The organism is Methylocapsa polymorpha (assembly GCF_045689225.1).
Lineage (GTDB): Bacteria > Pseudomonadota > Alphaproteobacteria > Rhizobiales > Beijerinckiaceae > Methylocapsa > Methylocapsa polymorpha.
In genome coordinates this window covers 3,073,538-3,097,592 of the sequence record NZ_CP136862.1, presented here as the reverse complement: position 1 = coordinate 3,097,592, position 24,055 = coordinate 3,073,538, and the positions used below count along the sequence as shown (strand labels likewise).

The window sequence follows — 24,055 nt, the reverse complement described above, 5'->3', positions numbered from 1 at the left end:
CTCTCCGACTCATTCGCTTTGCATCGCGGCGCAATATCCGCTGCATCCTTAGTGGAGAGCATGACCCAATTACAATCTGTCCGCGCCATCCGCGCGGCGAAACGGAGCCGGTCCAGTTGGCGTTTCGCATAAATCCGTTTCGACGGCGAAGCCTATTCAGCAAATATGTCGCCTCCTTCGTCGGGCTGGTGGTGTTCGTGCTGATGATAAGCAGCGCGATCGATATGTGGATCACATATCGCAACACCAAGAACATGCTTCTGCGCGGCCAAAGCGATAAGGCCGAGGCGGCCGCGCATCGAGTCGAGCAGTTCATCGTGGAGCTCGAGCGGGAGATCAGCTGGGCGACGCGGGCAAGCGCCGTGACCCTCGATCAGCGCCGCGAAGATTACGGCTTCATCCTCGAACATAATCCGGCCATCGCCGAGATCATGCAACTCGACGGCTCTGGAAGAGAGTTGCTTCGCGTCTCCCGCGCCAGCGTCACGGTTGGTGGCGGCGATGATTGGAGCCTAACCGAAGCCTTCCGCAACGCGCAGCATGACGTCGCTTGGTTTGGCCCCCTCACGTCTTCGCCAACCGGTCCGCACATGCTGATGTCGATGGCGCATGCGGGCGAGAATGCCGGGGTTACGGTCGCCGACATAGAACTCAAGTTTCTGTCCGATATCCTCAATGGCGTTCCGGCGGGCGCTGGCGTCTCGGCCTATATCACCGCGGCGGATGGAAAGCTTATCGCGCATACCGACGCCAGTCTTGCGCCGCGTAATCTCGACTTGTCGGGACTGCCGCAAGTGGCGGCGCTCAAGAAATCGAACGCCCGGGTCGATATCGGCGAGACCCTCGACCAGCAGTCCGTGCTTACCGCGACGGCGACGAGCCCGCGAATGAATTGGCTGCTGTTCGTCGAGCAGCCGCTCTCCGAGGCCTATCGGCCGGTCTACGACCTCCTCATTCGCCTAAGCTGGCTCTTCACGCTCGGGCTTGCTCTCTGCGTCGGCGCCGGCATGCTGCTCGCGCGCCGCATGGCCGTGCCGATCAAGGCGCTGCAGATCGGCGCCTCGCGCCTCGCCGCCGGCGACTTCAATCAGGAAATCCAGGTCCACACCGGAGACGAGATCGAGATCCTCGCCAATGAATTCAATCACATGGCCCGGCAATTACGGGAATTCTACGCGCGGCTCGAGCAAAAGGTCGAGGATCGGACCCGCGATCTCGCGCAATTGGTGCGCGAATTAAGGGCGTTGGAGGAAATCGGCCGCGCCTTGGCCTCTTCGCTTGAACTCGAGGAAGTCCTCGCAACGATCTTGACGAGAGCGGTCGAGCTTACGGAGGCCGATGGCGGCGCAATCTATAGTTTCGATCGCGAGCGCAAAGCTTTCCGCCTGGCGGAAGCGCATGGGCTCGATCCATCTTTCGTCAACGCGCTGCGCGAGGTCAACCTGACTCGTCTCGACGGCCTGCTCGGCGAGGCGGCGCAGCATGGCGGGGCCGTGCAAATCCCCGAGATTGCGGAGGCCGACGGCTTTCCCTTGAAAGCCGCGACGCTCGCCGCCGGTTTCCGCTCCGCGCTAGTCGTCCCTTTGATCGGGTCGGACGGCGTTCTTGGCGCGCTCCTCGTCGAGAGGCGCGCCCCCGGGCGCTTCGCGGCGAACAAGATCAGCCTCATGCAAACCTTCGCGCATCAATCCGTCCTCGCCATGCGTAATGCGCAGCTGTTCCGGCAGGCTGAGGAAAACGGCAGGCAACTCGCCATCGCCAATGAGCACCAATCGCGTTTCTTCGCCAATATGAGCCATGAATTGCGCACTCCGCTCAACGCCATTCTGGGCTACGCCGAGCTTTTGGAAGATGGTCTTTACGGGGAACTTCCTGAGCGCGCGAAGCACGTGCTCGAACGCGTGCGGAGCAATGGCTCGCATCTTCTCGGCCTCATCAACGACGTGCTCGATCTTTCCAAGCTTGAAGCTGGCGAGCTTTCGCTCGCGCTCGACGAATATTCGATGCGCAATGTCATCGAGCAGGTCGTCGGCACGGCCTATTCGCTCGCGCATGCGAAAGGCCTCTCGATCACACAGGACATCGCCGAGTCGCTTCCGCGCGGGCGCGGCGATGAAAGGCGCTTGACGCAGGTGCTGCTGAATATCGTCAGCAATGCGATCAAGTTCACCGACGCCGGCGGCGTGACCATCCGGGCGCATGCGACAGCGGAGAATTTCGAGCTTGTCGTCGAAGACACTGGTCCGGGCGTCGCGCCCGAAGATCAGGCCCGCATCTTCGAGGCGTTTCAACAGGGCGACAACACAAGCACAAGGCGGCAAGACGGCGCCGGGCTAGGCCTCTCGATCAGCAAACGCTTCATTGAAATGCATGGCGGCGCGATCAAGGTCGCCTCGACGCTCGGCGTGGGATCGACTTTTTCGATTGTCCTTCCAATCCGCGTCGATCAGCAAAAGGCTGCGGCATGATCAGGCGCATTCTCGCCTCGCGCAGACTCGCGAATATTTAGCTTGAAGCAAAGGTTTAAGTCGCTTGCGAACTCCGCCCCTCATTCTCGCCGTCGACGATGTTAAGGAAAATCTGGAAATCGCCCACATGCGCCTCGCAGCGCATGGCTACGAGATCGTCACCGCCGCCAACGGCGAGGAGGGGCTCGCCAAGGCGCGCGCGCTGAAGCCCGATCTCATCCTCCTCGACATCATGATGCCTAAGCTCGACGGCGTTTCGGTCCTGAAAGAGCTGAAGCGCGACGAGAGCCTCGGCTTCATTCCGGTGATTCTGCTCACAGCCAAAGCCGACCGGACGGATATTGTCGCCGGCCTCGATGCCGGCGGCGACGATTATCTGACCAAGCCTTTCGACCAGGCGGCTCTTGTCGCGCGGGTGCGCTCAATGCTCCGGATCAAGGCGCTACACGACATCGTCCAGGACCAAGCCGCAAAGCTGGCCGAGCAGACGAAGGCGCTCGCGGCCTGGAACGCGACGCTCGAAGCGCGCGTCGCCCAGCAGGTCGCCGAGATTGAAAGGATCAGCCGTCTCAAGCGTTTCCTTTCGCCGCAAATCGCCGATCTCATAGCCGCGAGCGGCGGCGCCGAACACCTCCTCGAAAGCCATCGGCGCGAAGTCACCGTGCTTTTCTGCGACCTTCGCGGCTTCACCGCCTTCACCGATATCGCCCAGCCCGAAGAAGTTATGAAAGTGCTGAACGAGTATCATCAAGCCTTGGGCCGTCACATCGACCAATATGAAGGGACGCTCGAGCGCTTCGCCGGAGACGGGCTCCTGGCCTTGTTCAATGATCCGCTGCCCTGCCCCGACCATGCCGAACGCGCAGTTCGGATGGCGCTTGACATGCGAGAGAGCGTGTTCGAGCTCGCCAAGGTCTGGCGCAAGCGCGGGCACGAACTGGGTTTTGGAATAGGCATAGCGCAAGGCTGCGCGACGCTCGGCCGAATAGGCTTCGAGCGGCGGTTCGATTATTCCGCCGTCGGCAGCGTCGCCAATCTCGCCTCCCGCCTCTGCGATGAGGCTAGGTCCGGACAGATTCTCATCGAGGCGAAGGTCTTCAATGCGGTGGAGCGCTTGGCGGCGCAAGGCTTGTTCGAAGCGCGGCCGCTGCATCCGATTAGCTTCAAAGGCTTCCGGCGGCGAGTTGACGCCTACGAAATATTAAAGCCGGCCGCCCATCCCCTTCCTTATGCAGTGTAAAAACACGTCGCATGGCGAGGCGGCTGGAGCATGTTCCGAAAATGTTGATCGACTTTTTCGATCAGAACATGCTCCAACTCTTTGAATTTGAGCGATTCCTTTTCGCTCAGATTCGAAGTGTGTAAGCGCCTATTCCGCGGGCCGGCCCGTCGGCCTCGCCGCGCCGGCAGAGTTTTCCGCCGGCGTTTCAGGCGCGCCCACCCTCGCAATCACAAAATAGCGCCACAACCGCCCAATCCCGAGCCCTATGTCGTCCATCATGGCGAAGAAGGCGGGAACAAAGAGCAGCGACAGCAATGTGGAGACGATCAGACCGCCGATGACGGCGATCGCCATCGGCGAACGGAACTCGCCGCCAGCGCCGATCGCGAAGGCGCTCGGCAACATGCCGGCCACCATGGCGACCGTCGTCATGACAATGGGGCGGGCGCGTTTCTTGCCGGCCTCGACAATGGCGAGAGTCCGCTCCATGCCGCTCGCCATGGCTTCGATCGAGAAATCGACCAGCATGATCGCATTCTTGGTCACGATTCCCATCAGCATGAGGATGCCGATGATGACCGGCATGCTCATCGGCCGCCCGGTCAACAGCAGGCCCAGAATGGCGCCGCCGATCGAGAGCGGCAGGGAAAACAGGATCGTGACCGGCTGCAGGAAGCTTGCGAAGAGTATGACGAGCACGGCATAGACCATCAAGAGCCCGCTGCGCATCGCTTCGGCGAAGCCGTCGAACAGTTCGGCCATGGCCTCGGCGTCGCCGGATTTGCCGACCTTGATCCCTTTCGGCGGATGTTTCATCAGGGGCAGATCATAGATCGCGGCCTCGGCCTCGCTCAATGTGGCGCCGCCCGCGAGATCGGCTTGGATCGTCGCCTGACGCTCTCGATCGAAGCGATTGATGCTCGCTTCGCCCTGGCCGAGCTCGATCTCGGCGATCGTGCGCAGCGGGACGGAGGCGCCGAGGCCCGTCGGCACTCTAATATTCTCGAGGACCTGACGATCAGTGCGGGCCTTGGCGTCGAGCTGAGCGCGAATTGGAACCAGCCGATTGCCGGCGTCAAATTTGGCGAGCGCCGGCCCGACGTCACCAATCGTCGCGATCCGCAGCGTCTCCGAAAGCCCCTCGGTCGAGACCCCGAGGCGCGCAGCGAGATCGCGGTACGGCTTGACGATCAGCTCCGGCCGCTCCAGCGATGTTGACGCCACGACATTGGCGAGCAGGGGAATGCGCTTCATTTGACTTGCAAGCTCGGAGGCGAAATTCGCCACCGCAGCCGAATCGGGGCCGGTCACGACATAGGACACCGGCCGCTGGCCATAATCATCGACGAACCAGCTGCGTATGTCGGGAACGTCGGCGAGCTCCTTGCCGATCTCGGCCTGGAGCTCTTGCACGCTCGCCTTGCGCTCGGACCGCGGCACATAGTTCAGGATCAGCTCGGCCTTGCGCACATCGGTCGTGCTCGGCGGAATATGGCCGCCATCGATAAAGACATGGGTGATCTCGGGATGCTTGCGCAGGCGCCGGGCGATCGCGTCGGTCACGTTCTGAGTTTCAGCGAGTTCCGCGCCGGAAGGCAGCTCGATCGCCAGATGCGAGCGTCCGGCGTCCTGCGTCGGCTGGAAATCGGTCCCGAGAAGCTTCGTGCTGAGAATCGAAAGGACGAAGAGGACGACGCCGATCGCCACCGTCCAATAACGATGCTCGACCGACCATTTGACGAGGCGTCCGTAGCGCTGGGTCGCCGGCCCCTCCGCCTCCTCCTCATGTCCATGCGCCTTGAGGAAATAGGCGGCGAGCATGGGCGTGATGAGGCGCGCGGCGAGTAGGGAGAACAGGACTTCGGCCGAGACGGTCAAGCCGAACTGCTTGAAATATTGTCCGGCGATATTGTTCATGAAGCTGACGGGCGCGAAAACCGCGACGATCGTCAAGCTGATGGCGATCACCGCGAGACCGATCTCGTCGGCTGCGTCAATGGCGGCCTGATAGGCGGATTTGCCCGTCCGTATATGGCGCACGATATTCTCGATCTCGACGATGGCGTCGTCGACGAGAATGCCGGTCGCGAGCGTGATCGCCAAAAGGCTCACGAGGTTCAAGGAAAAGCCGAGCGCATCCATCACGAAGAAGGCGGGGATGATCGACAAAGGCAACGCCACCGCAGCGATCACCGTCGCGCGAAGATCGCGCAAGAACACGAAAACGACAATCACCGCCAGGGCCGCGCCTTCGAACAACGTGCTCATGGCCGCATGGTAATTGCCCTTTGTGTAGGCGACGGAGGTGTCGATCAGCTTGAGCGCGACGTCGGGATGGGCCTCGGTGAGTTCGTCGATGCGCTTTTGAACTTCGTCGGCGACCGCAACGTCGCTCGCGCCTTTCGAGCGCTGGATGCTGAAGGCGACGATCGGCTCCCCATCGAGCCTGGCGAATGTCCGCGGCTCCGCGATCGTATCGGTCACGACGCCGAGGTCGTCGAGCCGCACTTCGCCGCCATGCGGCAAGGCGAACATGGTTCCGGCGAGCTCGTCGAGGGTGCGGGCGCCGGCTATCGTGCGGATTGACTGATCCTCGCCGCCGAGCTCCGCGCGGCCGCCGGTCAAATCGAGATTATTGCCGCGCAATCGCCGGCTGACGTCGGCGGCGGTCAGGCCAAAGGCCTCGAGCCGCGCCGGGTTCAATGAAACGAGAATTTCTCGATCGACGCCGCCGACGCGCTCCACATTGCCGACGCCGCGAATTTCCTGCAGGTTGCGCTTGACCACTTCGTCAACGAAATTTGACAATTGCTCCGGCGTCTTGCCCGGCGCGATCGCGGCGTAGGTGACGATGCTCGATCCCACGACGCCAACCTGGCGGATCAACGGCTCGTTGATGCTGCGCGGCAGAACGCCCCTGATCCGGGTGATGGCGTCCTTGACGTCGTTCAACGCCCGGTCGGTATTGGCGTCGAGCGCAAGCGTGATCGTCGTCGCCGATACCCCATCGGTGACCTGCGACATGATATGGCGCACACCCTCGACGCCCGACACAGCGTCCTCGACCGGTTTCGTCACCTGGGTTTCGAGCTCGGCGGGGGCCGCGCCGAATTGGGTGATGACAACCGTGACGATCGGCTGATCCACATTCGGCAATAGCGTGATCGGCAGCTTCCTAAAGCTCGCGGCCCCGAGCGCGAGGATCACCAAGGCGAACACGATCGCCGGGAGCGGATGTCTGATCGACCAGGCTGATACATTGATCGCCATCAGCGGCGCCTCGCCGGTTGACCCGCGCCCTCGGCCAGGACGGGAGAGACCTGGTCTCCATCCCTGAGCGAGGTGCCGGCATGGGCCACGACGAGATCCCCGCTGCGCAGGCCCTCCTGGATCTCAGCGTCATGGTCGGACGTCAGGCCAACCCTGACCCGGAGCGTCTCGACCTGATCGCCGCGCACGACCTGGACGCTGGTTCCGTCGGTTTTATAGAGCACGGCCGAACGCGGCACAGATATGCCGCAGCTCTGCCTCGCGTCGATCGTCGCGCGGACGAAACGTCCGGGGCGCAACACGGCGTCCCGCGCGATCGCAACCCGGACATGTCCCATTTGCGTGACCGGATCGATTTCGGCTCCGACCTTGCGCACGCGACCGGTCGTTTCATGCCCCGAGTCGGTCTCGATGCTCACCGTCTGGTCTTCCTTGATTGCGGCGAGATAGATGCTCGACACTTCCGCGTCGACCTCGATCAGCCCGTCGATCGCGAGACGAAACAAAGCTTCGCCGCGCGGCGAAGCAGCGGCGCCGATCCGCGCTGTTGATTTCACCACCAGGCCGGAGGCCGGCGCGCGCAGGATGATGGAGGCAGGAAGCGCGGCGGCGGCCGCAGCGCCCGCGGCTTGGGCCGAACGGCCGGCTCCGGCATCGCGCCGCCGATGCGCGCAAGGCGCGCAAGCTGTTGCCCTTCGCGCACGAGATCGCCCTCCCCGGCGAATATCTCGGCGATCTCGAAACCATCGGGCGTGAGGCTGACGATCGCGTCGGCGCGGGGCGTCAAAAAACCCGTCACGCGGACCGCGGCCGAAAAACAGGCCGGCGCAGCCTCAATCACGATGACCGGCGTCCCCGCGCCGTCGCGGGTTGTCTGGCTTCCGCCCAGGTTGACGCTCTTCGGCGGCTCGGCGGCCTGCGAACAAATGCCGCCCAAGCAAACGACGCCAAAGAGCCAGATCAAGGCGCTCGCCGCGGCAAGTCTTCCAAGCTCAAGCGAAACCAATGCGGTCGCGCATTTCATATTATGGATTTCATGGATGGCGACCCGTAAAGTCGAATTGCAATCGGTTCGGTCTGACAAAGACCTTGTTGAGATTGCGGCCAAATTACCGAATTTTGTCCATTGCTCAAGGAAGATCCCGCACAGCCCGAAAGCCCTTGAACTCACTTCGAAGCTCGGCGTCGCAAAGAATTTGCGCCGACGAGCGCATGTTGCTCGCCCCGACGTCGACGAACTCGCAGCGAAACAGAGGCCGTGACGCAGCGAAGCCCCGCGAATGCTTGGCGTCGCCCTGTCGTACAGGGATCCATTCGACCAGCGCCCCCGGCGCGGCCGGGCCGCCCTGCTTTCAGCGGATTTATCTCCAAACATTGCTTTGACGACGCGATCGGCGACGATCAAAATAAACGCAGGCTGAACCTAGCCGTTGACTGCTTTACTTATTGCGGCAAGCCTATACGCTGCGTTTCGCGATTCTGAACGCGCAAGGCTAGAGATTGAAACTAGGCCGACGCTTGAGGCGAGGCGTCGTCGAAAGGCCTGCGGCTCGCGCAAAAGGGCCTCGTAGCTCGTGCGCCGGTCGACGAGACAGCGGCGGCCGGTAGGCCGCGCTTAGCGCGAGCGGATCGGATACAATAGGGTCCACCCTCTTTGGCTCGGGGCGCACATCATGTCTCTCGTCACGCCGGCTGAGGCCCATCGCGAAACCCATGCGCCGGCTGGGCGCGCGACGAGACGAATCCTCTGCGTCTTTCCGCGCTATGTTCCCTCGTTTGGCACCTTCGAGCACGCCTATCCGCTGACCGGCGGCGTTCGCGCTTTCATGCCGCCGCAAGGCCTCCTCGTCATCGCAGCGGTTCTGCCAAAAGCCTGGGAGGTCAGGTTCATCGACGAAAACATGGACCCGGCGAGCCCACGGGATTTCGCCTGGGCCGATGCGGTCTTCGTCAGCGGGATGCACATCCAGCGCCGGCAGATGGAGGATATTCGCGCGAGAGCGCACGCCGCCGGCAAAGTCGTCGCCCTCGGCGGCCCTTCCGTATCGGCCTGCCCCGAGCTCTATCCGGATTTCGATTATCTGCACATTGGCGAGCTTGGCGACGCCACCGATGCGCTCGTCGAGCATCTCGCGCGCGACGTCTCCCGCCCGCCGGCGCAAATCGTGCTGACGACAAAGCACCGCCGCGACCTCGCCGAGTTTCCGGCGCCGGCCTATGAGCTCGCCAAGATCGACCGCTATTTTCTCGGCAGCATCCAATTTTCGAGCGGATGCCCCTATACGTGCGAATTCTGCGATATCCCGGGCCTCTACGGACGGGTCGCGCGTCTCAAGACCGCCGCGCAGATCATCGCCGAGCTCGACAAGCTCGTCGCCTGCGGCGTCAATGGCTCGGTCTATTTCGTCGACGATAATTTCGTCGCAAACAGGCGCGCTCTGCGCGATCTCCTGCCCCATCTTATCGATTGGCAGAAACGCAACGGCTACGCCGTAAGCCTCTCTTGCGAAGCGACGCTCAACATAGCCCGCTCGCCGGAAATCCTCGAGCTGATGCGCCAGGCGGCCTTCGACACGATTTTCTGCGGGATCGAGACCCCGGAGCCGGAGGCCCTGAAAGCGATCGACAAGGCGCATAATGTGGCGCTGCCGATCCTTGAGGCGGTGCGGGCCATCAACCGGCATGGAATGGAGGTCGTCTCCGGGATCATTCTCGGCTTCGACACCGACACGAGGGAGTCGGGCGCGCTGATTCTCGATTTTCTCGAGCAATCGAAAATCCCGATGGCGACGATCAACCTGCTGCAAGCCCTGCCGCGCACGCCCTTGTGGGATCGGCTTCAACAAGAGAACCGGCTACGCCAGGAAGACGCGGAGCGCGAGTCGAATGTCAGCTTCAAACTGCCTTATGATGAAGTGCTCGCCATGTGGCGGACCTGCATGGACAAGGCCTATCGGCCGGAAGCGCTTTTCGCCCGCTATGAACATCAAATGCGGGAAACAAGGCCCTACCGGCTCAAGCGGCCGAACAGCCGGCAACGTCTGTCGCCGCGTAATATCCACAAGGCTCTGGTGATTCTCTCCAAGCTCCTCTGGAAGGTGGGCGTTCGCGGCGACTATCGGCGCGCCTTCTGGAGCTTTGTCCTACCCCGCCTCATGCGCGGCCAGATAGAGCCGATCCTGAGCGTCGGCCTTGTCGCGCATCATCTGATCATGTTCGCGCGCGACGCTTGCTCCGGCAAAAGCGACGCCTCGCATTATTCCGCCAAGGCCCTGACGCTGGAATTTCAGGCTCCGCTGCCGCGCGGGCGATAGCCTCCCAAATCGTCGAATATGAGTAATTCCCTTTCGATCAAGCGCCGACATGATCCGGAAGCGCTCTGAGAGGCCTATCTCTTGCTGTCTCGCCAAGCACAACACGACCGATACGTGTTATTATAAGAATTTGCAATTGTAGCGACGCCACACTGCGCGCGCGCCTGCGGTCGGCAGGATTTTTTGTGCATCATGCTTGAGTTTACGTCTGTCGACCGCAACCAATCTGCGTTTGCGATGTTGACTAGGCGACGAAACTTTTGTTCGCGAACGCTGGGGACGGGTCATGAGCAAAATTCTGGTGTTTGGCGCCCTTGTCGCCTGTGCGACGATGCTTGGCGCGACAATTGACGCCAATGCAGCGGAGGCGTCTCCCGAATCGGCGCCGCCGGACCTCGCGTCCCCTCTGACGATGGGTCGCAGCCTGGCGAACGCCCCCTATTTGAGCTCTACCGGCCAGACGGTTCCTCGCCCCAGCCAGCTTCCAAGCAGCAGTCAACCCGGCCAGGATCGACAGATCCACGATCGGGACGATCTTCTTATCCGCAAGGGCATCTGCAGCAATTGTTGATGCCGGACCGAAAGCGACACCTGCGCAGCCACAGCAAAATCCGGCGATCGCGGGGCCGAAGAGATGCGATTCCCCCTCAAGCCAGATAGTCGTGCGCCACCTTGCCTAGGCCGAGCGTGAGATCGGCGACAATATGCGTGGCCGACACGACCTCCAAAACCGGGAGTTCCGCGAGCGGGGCGAGGGCGTGCGAGGTCAGCGTAAGAGAAGCAGGGCCGGTCCACGCGCCCTTTAGATCCACATCCGTCAAATAATATTCGACGATCTCGCAAATTCGCGGCGATCCATCCACATGCGGGATGATCTTGAGCAAATAGTTCGGGGCGAGAAGAGACGCCTTGACCGCCGCGAGATCGGCTTCCTTGTGCTTATATCCCATGGTGGCGGTGGCGATGCGCTCCAAGCCATAGTTGAGCGTTCCGACCAAAGTGTCGATCTCCGCCCTGAGCGTCGGCTCGGCGAGCTTCTTGGGAAAGCCCCAAAGCTCGCGGCCGCCGGCGATGGGCGGATGGTCGTTGAGAAACATGCAATGACTGTAGCCGCCCTTGCGCCCCTTGAAGGACACGGGAATGACCTGCCCGCTTTCGGTATAGTCGCCAAATCCGGTCGAATCAGGCATTCGGATGAATTCGAATTTCACCAGCGGCTCATCGACCTCCAGCGGCTCGGGGACGAGTTCGCGCAGCTTGTCGAGATCGGTGCGGTAGGTGATGATCAGGTATTCGCGGTTGACGAAGCGGTAAGGCCCGAGCGGATAGGCCGGGCTCGTCAGCGGCATCGCGAACGCCCGGCGGCGGACTTCACTTTCCTTCATCGCGGCTCTCCCTTGCGCGTCATGGCTCGACTTCTAGCCCAGATTTGTGCCTCTGCTGCGTAAGCCTCGCCACGTCGAAGGTGCGAACGCCTTCGGCTCTGCCTGGGCACTCAAGAACCTCGGGATGGCTAAGCGTCCGAACAGCGTCGTTGTAGCCTGTCCGCCAGTGCTCTTCCATGGTGCGGCGGGAGAACTCGAAATCCTTCGAGAGGCCTTCATAGATTTTGCTGTGATAGATCAGCTGAATGATATTGCAGACCTTGTCGTCGGATTCCGCCTCGAGAAGCTTCACCTCGGGACGATCGCGATGCTCTTCGGGAAGCTCCTTGAGTAGCTCCGCTACGGCTATTCGGAGCTTCTGCATATTCCGGTACTGGTCGGTCGCTGCTCTTGTGCGGCTGGAATATCGGATTTCCTTCTCTCGCACGCTGGCGTCGTTGAAAGTGAGCGGCACTTCGCCGGACGCCTGCCAAAGATCAACTTGGAACGCGAGCGTGTCGCGCCGCGGCCTCGAATCGAGCACCCATTGCAGCGGCGTGTTGGAGACGAGGCCGCCATCCCAAAAATATTCGCCGTCGATCTCGGTGGGGGGGAAACCCGGCGGCAGCGCTCCGCTGCCCATGATATGCTCCGAACCGATTCGATGAGTCGTCGAATCGAAATAGACGAAATTGCCGCTCCGCACATGCACGGCGCCAACGCTGAAGCGCATGGGGCCGGCGTTGATCCGGTCGAAATCGACGAGGCGTTCGAGCGTCTCCTTCAACGGCCCGACGTCGTAATAGCTGAGGCTTTCGGGTCCGTCGGGGCGAAACAGGATCGGCGGCGGCAGCCGAGGCTTGAAAAAATGCGGCGCGCCAAGAAGCGCGATGAAGAACGCCCGCGTTTGATTGACCAGGCGATGAACGGAGTCGTCAGGGATTGCAACCGACGGAGCATAGGGGCCGCCCAAAGGACCCATAGGCGGAGAGCTGACCAGCTCCCAGAATTCCCGTAATTTCTCGACGCGTTTTTCCGGTGGATTGCCAGCGATCAGAGCGGAATTGATTGCGCCGATCGAGATCCCTGCGACCCAATCCGGGTGGAGCGTCGCCTCGTCGAGAGCCTGATAGACGCCGCCCTGATAGGCGCCGAGCGCGCCGCCGCCCTGCAGCAAGAGAACGATTCTTTCGAACGGAGTAGGTTGTTCGATTCGGCGGGATTTGACGGTCGCGCTTGAATCGAGCATGAGGGAAAATTCCTCGTCCAATCGAGTTATAGCTTAGCTTGCGGCGCTCAGCCGCGCAATGATCGAGGCGTCGCCGACGCCGGCCGACCGATCAAGCGGCGGCGACTTCATGTAAAATCGACATAGCCTTTTCGCCATAGGCGTGCCAACCGCCAAAACCTTGCACCTTGGTCAAGGCTCTCTGTCCCATCTGCGCTCTCTGCTCCGGATGATCCGCCAGATATTGCAGCCGCTCCGCCAATGCTTCGGCGTCGCGGATCGGGACAATATAGCCTTCAGAGCCGTCGCTGAACAAATCCTCCGCTCCGCTATTCGGCGTGCCGATCACCGGACAGGCGCAGGCCATGGCTTGCGCCTGCACGAGGGCCAGACCTTCCTCGATGCTAGGCAGAACCATGACATGGCTTTGGCTCATCACTTTCTTGAGTTCCGGTTGCGGCACATGTCCCATCACCCGGGCCTCTTCCGGCCAAAGACTCCGCCGCCGCAAAAGATCGATGAGCTCAGCAGACGGCGCGCCGACAAAGGTCAGCCTCTTGGCGGGGTGCTTAATCTGCTGAAAGGCTTGCGCCAGATATTGGACGCCCTTCCGCAGGGCCATCCCGCCGACGAATAAAATATCGAATCTTCCTTCGGCTGGCGCGCCCGCCGGCTCGAAGCGCGACAGGTTGACGCCATAGGGAAGAAGCCGAATCTTTTCCGGAGCGACGCCTTGGCTCAAGAAGGAGCGATAGGCGAAATGCGACGGAACCGTAACGCGGTCGGCTTCGGCATATTCAGCCTCCTCGGCGTCTATGACTCGCGGGTCGATGCCGGCGTAAGGCAGGCCCCAGCGCTCATGCTCCTCGCGCAGAAGCTGGTCCTGCGTGCGGATATGCGATGAGCCGCGATCGCAAATGTAGCGCGCGCCGCGGCGATGCGCCTTTTCGCCCGCCCGCAAGGAGGAGCCCGACAGCCCAACATATATGTCGCATTCAGGGAGATTTCGGGCCACATAAGCTCCGAAACTACGCGCGTCGAGATATTCCCATTGCTGCATCCAGTAGCGTCCGACCCGATGCGACCAGGGGAAAGCCATGTAGGCGCCATGCACGAGCGGAAACGTGTGGATCAGCTCTTGCGGCAAGGATTCATGGCGCAGCTTGAAGCGCGGATAGCCCGTGAAGATCCCGGCCAAAGCGCCTCTGGCGTGAAGCTCGCGCGCCAGATCGAAGGTGTGAAATTTGCCGATCGCGGAAAGCGCCACTTTCACGACACATAGCCCTTCAATCGCGGGCTGCGAAAAAATATGTGATAGGCGAGATAGACGCAAACCGCAGCAATGAACGCCTCCGACAACAGCATCGCGGCGGCGATTCCATCGATCCGCCACAGGACCCCAAACGCCCATCCGAGGGCAACCGAAAGCCCGCCCGCGCCAAGCGCCCATCCGGCCAAGCCGACATGCTGGTTTGTCGCCATCAACAAGATGCGCGGAACATGCCAGACGCCGCCGACCGCGGCATAGGCCAGCAGCCACAGCATGAGACCGCGGTCGAACTCGATCCGACCATGGGTCCAAACCTGCAGCAGCCATGGCGAAACGAAATAGAGCAACAGGCTGAGCGCCACCGACTGAACGGCGCCGAGCAAGGCGGAGCGATGAAACAGGGCTTCGACCGCTCTGGCGCCGCCTTGCCCGAACAACCGGGCAAACTCCGGCCACAGCGCATGACTGAACATAGCCGTCAATTGGACCGCGACGCGCGCGATTGTGCGATAGGTGTTGAAGACTGCGACGGTAGACGCGCCGGTGAGCGCTCCGGCGAGCAGCGTCATTCCTTGAAAGCTGAGAGCGTTCGCCAAGGGAAACGCCATGAAGGAGACCGCCGGCCGGACCATGCTCTTGATCTCGTCCTTCGAGGCCTGGCTCGTTCCCCAGTAGAGGCCGTAATCGCCTCTTTGCGCAAGCAAGACGCCGGCGACCGTGCCCCCGGCCCGCGCCAGAAGCGCGCAAATCGCGACGCCCGAAAAACTGCCGAATATGACCAAGCCCAAGATCGAGCCCGCCCATTCGCCAAGGCGAATTAAATTGCCTAGCATCGTGCCCAAGGCGTAACGGCTGGTCGCCTTGAACACCGCCTCCGAAAGCCCGCCGAACAGAGCCAGGAGCACTTCAAAGAAAAGCGCCGCCAAGGCGACGCGCTCATCGAGCGAGACGGACCACGGCAAAGGAGCCCAAAGCGCCAGCGGCGTCACGAGAATCGCAAGAGAGCCGCATACGATGATCATGAAGAGTTGCGCGCTTTGGAAAATCCGATTTGCTTCGGCGGCGTCAAATCGACCAAGGGCCATGGTCATCTTATTGCCTGAAGCGTTCACCATTCCCACATCAGCCATGGACAAATAAGCGGGCGCCGCCGACAATATAAGCCACGATCCATAGGTGGAGTTATCCCAATAAAGTAGGAACAAGGGCAATGATGCGAGTTGTATTATAATGCTGACGCCTTGGCCGAATGCGTTGGCGCCAAAACCTGAAATTATCCTGCGCATCATAATGTTTAATGTCCCTTGAACACCTCGGCGCCAAATTTCCATCAATGACGCTATTGCAACAAAAAACAGCCCGTGCTTGTGACGACTCCATCACGAGTTGTGCAGCCAATTCATCCGAAATATTAGCTCACGGGGACGACCGATCTTTAACATCTATCTCGGCTAAGGTAAAGGCGCGCATAATTAGCCGCATGACCACTTGGAGGCAACTCACATTCGAGCCAGCCTGGCGGCGCGCGGGATTCGCAGATGATCCTTGTGACGACGAGGAGCCATGCAGATATTGCAGGCGGCGCTATGATCGGCGGCGCGCCATCCGCGCGTCGACGGTCTTAAGCCTATTTCTCGTCGGCCGAGCCCTCGGTTGAAGCCCCCCGTTGTGGAGATTCCGCGCCGAATGATGGAGCCAAGAAAGAGCCGTAACAATGGTCATTGAGCGGGCCGCGCGGCGCGCCCTAATCGTGGTTGCGCTGGTCGGGCTTGTTGGCGGACTTGCGGCCATTTTAGCAGGCCGCGCCGGGCTTGCGCATTGGATATGGGCGGCGGGCGCAATTCCCGTGGCCGCAAGCCTCGCCGTCTCGATCATTCGCAGCCTTTTGGCCGGGAGAATGGGGGTCGATGCGATCGCCCTCCTCTCCATGTTGGCGGCCCTCGCGCTCGGCGAAGCATTGGCTGCGGCCGTGGTCGCGGTCATGTATGCCGGCGGGGCGGCGCTGGAGGATTTTGCGGTCGGACGCGCCGAGCGGGACTTGAAATCGCTTGTCGACCGAGCTCCGCGCCTGGCGCATCGCAGAATCGCCGGATCGATCGAGGATGTGCCAATTGATCAAGTCTCAATCGGCGACGCGATCCTGGTGCAAGCTGGCGAGGTCGTCCCCGTCGATGGGCAGATCGTCAGTCTAAGCGCTTCGATCGACGAATCGGCCCTCACGGGGGAGCCCATCCCGGTTATGCGCCGGGCTGGCGAAGTCGTCAGCAGCGGCGCGATCAACGCCGGCGAAACCTTCGAGATGCAAGCTTCCGCGACCGCGGGCGAGAGCGCCTACGCGGGCATTATCGGCATGGTCACCGCGGCGCAAACCGCCAAGGCCCCCTTCATCCGGATGGCGGACCGCTATGCGCTGCTTCTCCTGCCTGTGACGCTCGTGCTGGCCGGCGCCGCTTGGGCGTTTTCACATGATCCCATTCGCGGGCTCGCGGTGCTTGTTGCGGCGACGCCCTGCCCTTTGATCCTTGCGGCGCCCGCGGCCTTTATTGCAGGGGCCTCGCAGGCCGCCCGCCGCGGAATCTTGATCAAGGGCGGCGGACCTCTGGAAGCGCTCGCGCGCACGCATACGGTGATGTTCGATAAGACAGGGACTCTAACTGTCGGCGGCGCGCGGCTGGTCGCGATCGAGACCGCTCCGGGCCAAGACCCCGACGAAGCCTTGCGCCTCGCCGCCTCTCTCGAACAAGCCTCGCACCATGTGGTGGCGGCCGCCATTGTCTCCGCTGCATTGGAAAAAGGGCTCTCTCTGCAGATCCCCGCGAAAGTCCGCGAGACCATGGGATCCGGTCTCGAAGGCATCGTCGAGGGACGAGAGATTCGCGTCGGGTCGCATCAGCTTGTGTGTGGCGCAGCGCAGCCGGAAGAATGGGCGCTGCGCGCTCTGCGGCGGGCCTCGTGGCGTTCAGCTCTCAGCGTCTTCGTTTCCGTTGATGGGCGCACAATCGCCGGTTTGCTGCTTGCCGACGAGCTCCGGCGCGAGACGCCGCGGGCCATCCAGGCGCTTCGCGCCGCAGGCGTGACGCGGATCGTCATGGTGACCGGCGACCGCGCCGACTCTGCCGAGACGATCGGCGCCGCGCTTAACCTCGACGCCGTGCTCGCCGATCGCGTTCCCGCCGACAAGGTCGACGCCGTTGCAACCGAGCAGCAGCGGCTTCATCCGACCACGATGGTCGGCGACGGCATTAATGACGCTCCGGCCTTGGCGGCGGCGGATGTCGGCGTCGCCATGGGCGCGCGCGGCGCGAGCGCATCGTCGGAGGCGGCGGATGTCGTCATCCTTGTCGATCGGCTCGACCGCGTTTCGACGCCGTCGCCATCGCGCGACGCGCGCCATCGCCATGCAAAGCATCGTCGCGGGCATGGCGCTTTCCGGCGCGGCGATGGGGCCGCCGCCCTCGGCTGGCTGACCCCGGTCGCCGGAGCGCTGACGCAAGAAGCCATCGACGTCGCCGTGATCCTCAATGCGCTTCGGGCGTTGAGCCCAGGTCGCGCGCCCAAACGACCCACGATGCCGGCTGCGGCCGCGCGGATTCTTCACGAAGATCATGAAAGGCTGGCGGCTTGCCTCGACCGCCTGCGCCAGATCGCGGACGCGCTCGACGATGCGAAGGCTGAGACGGCGGTGAGCTATATTGCCGAAGCCAATCGCATTGTCGCGAAGGAGATTGTCGCGCACGAACGCGACGACGAGAGTTCCGTCTATCCTCGCCTCTCAAGCCTGCTCGCGGAGGGCGCCGGCCTTGGCGCCATGAGCCGCGCCCATCGTGAGATCCTTCATCTTGCGAGACTTTTGGCGCGGCTGTCGGATGGGCTCGCGCCCGCCGAGTCCGACCGATACGTGATCCGGGATGCGCAGCGCATCATCGAATCAATCGAGGCGCTCGTGCGCATTCACAACGCCCAAGAGGAGGACATCTATGAGCAAGCTGTTGACTGGGGCGACGAAGTCCCTTCGCGCGAGACGAGGAAACCGGCCGTGATCGAAGGCGGCGAGGCGCCGGGCCGCGGTCCGACAGGGCGCCCACCTTCCGAACGCCGCTGGGGGCGGCAAATCGCGGTCGTCGTCTTTGCGATCCTCGCCTTTGAGAATGGATGGCTCTACTGGTCCCTATATGGCGGCGGCGCCATACGCTATGCGACGCAGAAACTCGACCGCGGCTCCGTCGCCCGCATTGTAGCCACGAGCGGCGGCGTCAGCGCCGCAACAACGGCGCAGATCGGCGCTCGCGTATCCGGCCAAATCCAGGCGGTCCTTTGCCAAGACAACGAGAAAGTGAAAGCGGGCCAGCTCTGCGCGAAGATCGACCCGCGCCCTTATCAGATCGCTGTCGAACAAGAAAAAGCCAACCTCGCCGCAGCCGAGGCTCGTCTCGAACAGAGCAAAGCAGAACTTGGTCAGGCGAGATCGGTTTTGGACCGCAACGAGGCGCCGGCGAAGCGGCGAGGCGTTTCGCGAAAGGCGCTCGCCGAGTCGCGCAAAGCCTATGAGCAGGCGCAGGCGCGGACGATGGCCGACGAGGCCTCGCTCGCCGAGCGCCAGACAGCGCTCAAGGCCGCCGAGACAAACCTCAGCTATACCGACATCGTCTCGCCCGCTGATGGAACAGTGGCGTCCCGCAAGGTCGAAGCAAGGATGACGGTCGCGGCCGATCCGCAGGCGCCTCTTTTCCTCATAGCGACGAATCTCTCGGCCATGCGAGTCGACGCCAATGTCGGCGAACGCGACATCGGCGAGATCAAGCTCGGCGACAAGGCCTCGTTGACCGTCGAAGCGCTCCCCAACCGTTCTTTCGCTGGAGAAGTCACCCAAATCAGCCAATGGCCACGGACGGTCGAAACGGGGGCAACCTATGACGTCGTCATCGCCGCGTCCAATCCCGATCTTTTGCTCGAACCTGGCATGAAGGCGACGGTCAGGATCGTGACCGAAAGGCGGGACGACGTCCTCCGCGCGCCGGATCAGGCGCTAGGCTATTCGCCCGGAGCGAACCCGAGCAGCGGCGGCGGTCCGACGGCGCCGGCGGGCGGCGCGTCGCGGCTTTGGATCCTGCGCGACGGAAAGCCGATAGCGATCCCGGTTCAGCTCGGCCTCGACGACGGCGCATTCGCGGAAATCGTGAAGGGCGATCTGCAACCGGGCGATGACGTGATCGTCGGCGAAAGCCGTGGCGGTTTCGGGAAGACGCCGACGGAGAGCCCGCGCCGCCAGTGAGCGGTTTGCGAACAAAACAAGAAATGTGCTTCTTGGGGGATCGCCTCGAGATGATTCGTTTCCGCCCATGAGCGCCGCCTATCTCGCCAAGCTAAATCCGAATCAGCGGCGCGCCGTCGAGCATGGCGTCGGCTGCGGCGCCGCGGCTGGCGGGCCATTGCTTGTCATTGCCGGCGCCGGCTCCGGAAAGACCAATGCGCTCGCGCATCGGGTCGCCCATCTCATCGTCAACGGCGTCGATCCTCGCCGCGTCCTCCTTCTCACCTTTTCACGACGCGCGGCCAGCGAGATGACGCGGCGCGTGGAGCGCATCGCGATTGAGGCGATGGGCGCGAAGGCCGCGGCGATGATCGAGGCCTTGACCTGGGCCGGGACATTTCATGCGATCGGCGCGCGCCTATTGCGCGACTACGCCCATGTCATTGGCGTCGACCCCGCCTTCACGATCCATGATCGCGAGGACTCCGCCGACCTCATGAACCTCGTCCGGCACGAGCTCGGCTTCTCCAAGACGCAGAGCCGTTTTCCAACCAAGGGAACATGCCTTGCGATCTATTCTCGGGCGGTCAACGCCGAAGCGCCGCTCAGCGACGTGCTCGGCGCCGTCTATCCCTGGTGCGCGGGTTGGGAGGCCGAGCTTCGCGAGCTTTTCGCGTCTTATGTCGTGGCGAAGCAGCGCCAGAATGTGCTCGATTACGACGACCTCCTGCTCTATTGGGCGCAGATGGTCGCGGAGCCGAAGCTTGCGGAAGAAATCGGCAGCGCGTTTGATCATGTTTTCGTCGACGAATATCAGGACACCAACCGGCTGCAGGCGTCGATACTGCTTGCGCTGAAACCCGATGGCCATGGCCTCACCGTGGTTGGCGATGACGCGCAGTCGATCTACTCATTCAGGGCGGCGACGGTGCGGAACATTCTCGATTTCCCCGGCCAGTTTCAGCCGCCGGCCGAAATCGTGACGCTGGCGCAAAACTACCGATCGACTCAACCGATCCTGGCCGCCGCCAATTCCGTCATTGGCCTCGCGGCGGAGAGATTCGCGAAGACCCTGTGGTCGGAGCGGCGATCCGCCGATCGGCCAGAGCTTGTCACTGTGCGCGACGAGATCGAGCAAGCGCGCTATGTGGTCGAAAAAGTTCTCGAGAATCGCGAGGCGGGCGGCGCGCTCAAGGCCCAGGCCGTATTGTTTCGCGCCTCGCATCATAGCGGCCCCATCGAGGTCGAGCTCACACGGCGAAACATTCCTTTTATGAAATTCGGCGGCCTCAAGTTTCTCGATGCGGCGCATGTCAAGGACCTGCTTGCGGTTCTGCGATGGGCGCAAAACCCGCGCGACCGCGTCGTCGGATTTCGGGTCGTCCAGCTTCTGGCCGGCGTCGGTCCGTCCACAGCAGCCAAGGCGCTCGACGAAGTTGCGGCCGCCGGCGGCGCCTTCGACGCGCTCGCGGCGTTCAAGCCTCCCGCGCGAGCGCTGGAGGATTGGCCTGCTTTCGTCGATCTGCTCATGCGACTGCATGGCGACAAAGCTGGCTGGCCGGCGGAAATTGAAGCGATCCGCCGGTGGTATGAACCGCATCTCGACCGCCTTCATGAAGACGCCATTGTTCGCCAAGGTGATCTCCTGCAGCTCGAACAGATCGCAGCCGGCTATCCTTCCCGCGAGCGCTTCTTGACCGAACTGACGCTCGATCCGCCGGACGCCACGAGCGATGAAGCGGGCGCGCCGCTGCGCGACGAGGATTATTTGATTCTCTCGACCATCCATTCCGCCAAGGGACAGGAATGGACATCGGTCTTTGTGCTGAATGTCGTCGACGGCTGCATCCCCTCTGACCTCGGAACCGGCGCATCGGCTGAGATCGAGGAGGAGCGCCGCCTCCTCTATGTCGCGATGACGCGGGCAAAGGATCGGCTTTGCCTCGTGACGCCGCAGCGCTTCTTCACCCACGGTCAATCCCCGCAAGGCGATCGCCATGTCTACGCGTCGCGAACGAGGTTTCTCCCGGCTGGGATTCTCGGCGCCTTCGAGATCCGTGCTTGGCCGGCGGCGGCGAAGCCCCAAGACGGCCGAGCCGAGCGGACGCCGCGCATTCAAATCGACATCGGCGCCCGCATGCGCGGCATGTGGCGGTGACGTCGCCGTGTCTTTGTTGGAAGGACGCCAAGCGCCACGATGTCGAAACGCGGCTCCAACGCCGGATTCTGCGGTTGCCATGACCGCGTCAACGCCCACACCAACCTTGTTTCACCACGACGGTGCTGATGGGCCAAAGCACTACTTGCCAACTATCGATGCCGCTCGGCGCTGGGCTCCATCTTCGCTAGTGTCTCCTCAAGAGCAGGCAACCAGGACTTTCATTCGACAGCTTGAGCGGCGGTTCGTCGGCCTTGCCAAAAACAGCCATTTGATCGACACTGCCCGCGGAATGTCAATTTGACATTACCGGTGGAGGCGGAGATGTACGATTTCGAGTGGCACAAGGCGCATGGCGATGAAACCTCGCAGTCCGCGCAAATCATTGTGCCGCTGCTTAAGTCCTTCTGCGACGTCAAGTCTGTCTTGGATGTTGGATGTGGCGATGGGCAGTGGCTCAAATGCTTCGAATCTCTAGGCACGCCACAGATCTTAGGAGTTGACGGTCCGTGGACTGATTGTGGTCGACTCGTGATCCGCCCCGACCTCGTGCGAATTCAGGATCTTTCAAACACACTCGAAATCGATCGACGTTTTGACTTAGCGATGAGCCTCGAAGTAGCTGAGCATATTGAGGGAAAATTCTCTAAGCAATTTGTCGAGAACCTCACCAAACACGCCGATCTCGTCCTGTTCAGCGGCGCTATTCCCTATCAAGGCGGTTTCCGGCACATCAACGAGCGCTGGCAATCTTACTGGGCCGATCTCTTCAACGCCCAGGGCTATGATGTTTTTGACCCATTCCGGTCTCAGATTTGGGACAAGAAGAACGTGTCGGTTTGGTACAAGCAGAATATGCTGTTTTATGTGAAACGTGAACGCCATGACCTTATCGCAAATGTGAAGGATTACTTATTCTCAAACAAGATCAATCAACTTCCTATCGACGTAGTTCATCCAAGACAATACGAGGCTATAGCGTCATACTCGCAGATCGCGTTTAAGCCGCTAATGCGAAAGCTTCCTAAACAGACGTTCAATAAGCTTTCAACAATTCTCAGTGGAAAGATTTAAGTTAAGCTTGATTTATAGAGCCTGAAAGCGCCTTCAGACAATTTGCCTCACAAGCGAATTGGTTTCAAATTCACTATACACTGGACCGGCGTCTATTCTTAAGTCAAGCGCAATGAGACGAGCGACTCGAACGATGGTCGCTGTGTGAAACTTGCTCCCGAGGGCTACGAAAGCATAATCAACCAGTCAGCACCGGCACAGCCGGCGCCAAGAGGCCAAAGGTCCTTCTAAAGGCCTTCGAACAGCACGCCCGCCATCAAGGCTGCATAGGCCGCCGCCAGAACCCAGAAACGATGCGTGCTGACGTAGTGGCCAACAAATGGAACGCGGGTGTAGAGGGTCGCGATCGCCGCGAGAGCCAGGACCAGCGACAAGAGGAAGATGGGGAAGCCCGGCGGAGTCAATTTCAAGCGCATGAGGAGATTCCGAATTTTCTAAGCGTCGAGTCGAAGCTTTATCCTATCCTTTCGCCACATGCACGGCTTCGCCCGCGCTAGTCGCCGACATGAGCAAGGCGGCCAGCCGTCGCGCCGCGAAATGTGATTCCGGCAGCGCTCGAACTTTTGCGCCCGTGACTGGTTTCGGGCCTGGGGACTGCCCTGCAACGCTCTACGCCTCCGAAGTCGAGGCGCCCTCCCGCCGAGCGTCCACCCAGTTTGCAAGAAAACTCCAGAAGGATTTTTGACATGTTTTCGCACGTCAAGGAAACTATCCAGCCGGTCAATGTCGGCTCGCCCGATCCGCGTTTCGGCCAGTTTCTCCTCGAGCAATTCGGCGGCGCCACCGGCGAGCTGACCGCGGCCCTGCAATATTGGGTGCAATCCTTCCATGTCGAAGACCCAAGCATCCGCGACATGCTGCAGGACATAGCGCTTGAAGAGTTCAGCCATCTCGAAATGGTCGGCAGGCTCATCACCCAGCATACGCAAAACATCGACCAAACCGATGTTTACGCGGCGCCCTTGTTCGCCATGAAAGGAATGGGGCCGCATTTCATCGACAGCCGGGGCTCAGCCTGGACCGCCGCTTATATCAATGAAGGCGGCAATGTCGTGCGCGACCTTCGCGCCAATATAGCCTCCGAAGCCGGCGCGCGGCAGACCTATGAAGCTTTGATCAACCGTTGCTCGGACAATGGCACGAAGCGGACGCTGACGCATCTGCTGACGCGGGAAATCACCCATGCCCAGATGTTCATGAAAGCTCTGGATTCAATGGGCAAATTGACCGATCCGTATTTCGGCAATATCGCACCGGACGATACGGTGAATGTCGTCTTCAACCTTTCCCATGGCGACGACTACCGGGGTCCCTGGAACGAAGGCGAGTTCCGCTATGTCTCCGATCCCAAGCCCGAAGGTGGGCTGCCGCCGGACCCGATCAACCCCGACGACGAAAAGATCCATCGCCACGCCGCCGAATAGGAGCGATTGGGT

General features: G+C 61.6%; 16 protein-coding genes. 8 read left to right on the top strand and 8 right to left on the bottom strand.

What is annotated here, in order from left to right; genetic code table 11:
* Window positions 1-116 precede the first annotated feature (116 nt).
* On the top strand, window positions 117-2,468 hold the full coding sequence (locus RZS28_RS14290; protein WP_407338405.1) for an ATP-binding protein: 2,352 nt from the start codon (window positions 117-119) through the stop codon (window positions 2,466-2,468).
* 64 nt (window positions 2,469-2,532) lie between these two features.
* Window positions 2,533-3,708 carry a response regulator gene (locus RZS28_RS14285; RefSeq protein WP_407338404.1) on the top strand — a complete coding sequence of 392 codons (1,176 nt, stop codon included), beginning with the start codon at window positions 2,533-2,535 and terminating at the stop codon, window positions 3,706-3,708.
* 129 nt (window positions 3,709-3,837) lie between these two features.
* Here the strand turns inward: RZS28_RS14285 and RZS28_RS14280 are convergent, their stop codons facing one another.
* From RZS28_RS14280 to RZS28_RS14270, 3 genes are read right to left on the bottom strand one after another with little or no spacing between them, the layout of a single operon-like run.
* Entirely contained in the window at window positions 3,838-6,960 is a 3,123-nt protein-coding gene (locus RZS28_RS14280) for an efflux RND transporter permease subunit (RefSeq protein ID WP_407338403.1), read from the bottom strand.
* Window positions 6,960-7,544, bottom strand: coding sequence for an efflux RND transporter periplasmic adaptor subunit (locus RZS28_RS14275; RefSeq protein WP_407341136.1), 585 nt, complete (start codon window positions 7,542-7,544; stop codon window positions 6,960-6,962). The genes RZS28_RS14280 and RZS28_RS14275 overlap by 1 nt, the downstream gene beginning before the upstream one ends.
* On the bottom strand, window positions 7,514-7,984 hold the full coding sequence (locus RZS28_RS14270) for a hypothetical protein (RefSeq protein ID WP_407338402.1): 471 nt from the start codon (window positions 7,982-7,984) through the stop codon (window positions 7,514-7,516). The genes RZS28_RS14275 and RZS28_RS14270 overlap by 31 nt, the downstream gene beginning before the upstream one ends.
* A gap of 649 nt (window positions 7,985-8,633) precedes the next feature.
* Between RZS28_RS14270 and RZS28_RS14265 the strand changes: the two genes are divergently transcribed.
* On the top strand, window positions 8,634-10,274 hold the full coding sequence (locus RZS28_RS14265) for a B12-binding domain-containing radical SAM protein (protein ID WP_407338401.1): 1,641 nt from the start codon (window positions 8,634-8,636) through the stop codon (window positions 10,272-10,274).
* Window positions 10,275-10,560: 286 nt separating this feature from the next.
* Entirely contained in the window at window positions 10,561-10,845 is a 285-nt protein-coding gene (locus tag RZS28_RS14260; RefSeq protein ID WP_407338400.1) for a hypothetical protein, read from the top strand.
* 76 nt (window positions 10,846-10,921) lie between these two features.
* Here the strand turns inward: RZS28_RS14260 and RZS28_RS14255 are convergent, their stop codons facing one another.
* The 4 genes from RZS28_RS14255 to RZS28_RS14240 form a co-directional block, all read right to left on the bottom strand.
* The gene (locus RZS28_RS14255; protein ID WP_407338399.1) at window positions 10,922-11,659 is read right to left on the bottom strand and encodes an acetoacetate decarboxylase; all 738 of its coding nucleotides are present in this window, start codon (window positions 11,657-11,659) and stop codon (window positions 10,922-10,924) included.
* A gap of 19 nt (window positions 11,660-11,678) precedes the next feature.
* The gene (locus tag RZS28_RS14250) at window positions 11,679-12,887 is read right to left on the bottom strand and encodes a patatin-like phospholipase family protein (RefSeq protein WP_407338398.1); all 1,209 of its coding nucleotides are present in this window, start codon (window positions 12,885-12,887) and stop codon (window positions 11,679-11,681) included.
* 91 nt (window positions 12,888-12,978) lie between these two features.
* The gene (locus RZS28_RS14245; RefSeq protein WP_407338397.1) at window positions 12,979-14,139 is read right to left on the bottom strand and encodes a glycosyltransferase family 4 protein; all 1,161 of its coding nucleotides are present in this window, start codon (window positions 14,137-14,139) and stop codon (window positions 12,979-12,981) included.
* Window positions 14,136-15,251: a lipopolysaccharide biosynthesis protein gene (locus RZS28_RS14240; protein ID WP_407338396.1), complete on the bottom strand. Its 1,116-nt coding sequence runs from the start codon at window positions 15,249-15,251 to the stop codon at window positions 14,136-14,138. The genes RZS28_RS14245 and RZS28_RS14240 overlap by 4 nt, the downstream gene beginning before the upstream one ends.
* Window positions 15,252-15,850: 599 nt before the next feature.
* On the opposite strand from RZS28_RS14240, the gene RZS28_RS14235 reads away from it, so the two are divergent.
* The 3 genes from RZS28_RS14235 to RZS28_RS14225 all read left to right on the top strand — a co-directional run bounded on the left by RZS28_RS14235 (window position 15,851) and on the right by RZS28_RS14225 (window position 22,619).
* Window positions 15,851-19,408: a heavy metal translocating P-type ATPase gene (locus RZS28_RS14235; RefSeq protein ID WP_407338395.1), complete on the top strand. Its 3,558-nt coding sequence runs from the start codon at window positions 15,851-15,853 to the stop codon at window positions 19,406-19,408.
* A 67-nt stretch (window positions 19,409-19,475) separates the two neighbouring features.
* Complete coding sequence (locus tag RZS28_RS14230) at window positions 19,476-21,545, top strand: ATP-dependent helicase (protein ID WP_407338394.1); 2,070 nt, start codon at window positions 19,476-19,478, stop codon at window positions 21,543-21,545.
* A gap of 324 nt (window positions 21,546-21,869) precedes the next feature.
* Entirely contained in the window at window positions 21,870-22,619 is a 750-nt protein-coding gene (locus RZS28_RS14225) for a methyltransferase domain-containing protein (protein ID WP_407338393.1), read from the top strand.
* Window positions 22,620-22,846: 227 nt separating this feature from the next.
* Here RZS28_RS14225 and RZS28_RS14220 read toward each other — a convergent pair whose 3' ends face one another.
* The gene (locus RZS28_RS14220) at window positions 22,847-23,035 is read right to left on the bottom strand and encodes a hypothetical protein (protein WP_407338392.1); all 189 of its coding nucleotides are present in this window, start codon (window positions 23,033-23,035) and stop codon (window positions 22,847-22,849) included.
* Window positions 23,036-23,305: 270 nt separating this feature from the next.
* Between RZS28_RS14220 and RZS28_RS14215 the strand changes: the two genes are divergently transcribed.
* On the top strand, window positions 23,306-24,043 hold the full coding sequence (locus RZS28_RS14215; RefSeq protein WP_407338390.1) for a manganese catalase family protein: 738 nt from the start codon (window positions 23,306-23,308) through the stop codon (window positions 24,041-24,043).
* Window positions 24,044-24,055: the final 12 nt, after the last annotated feature.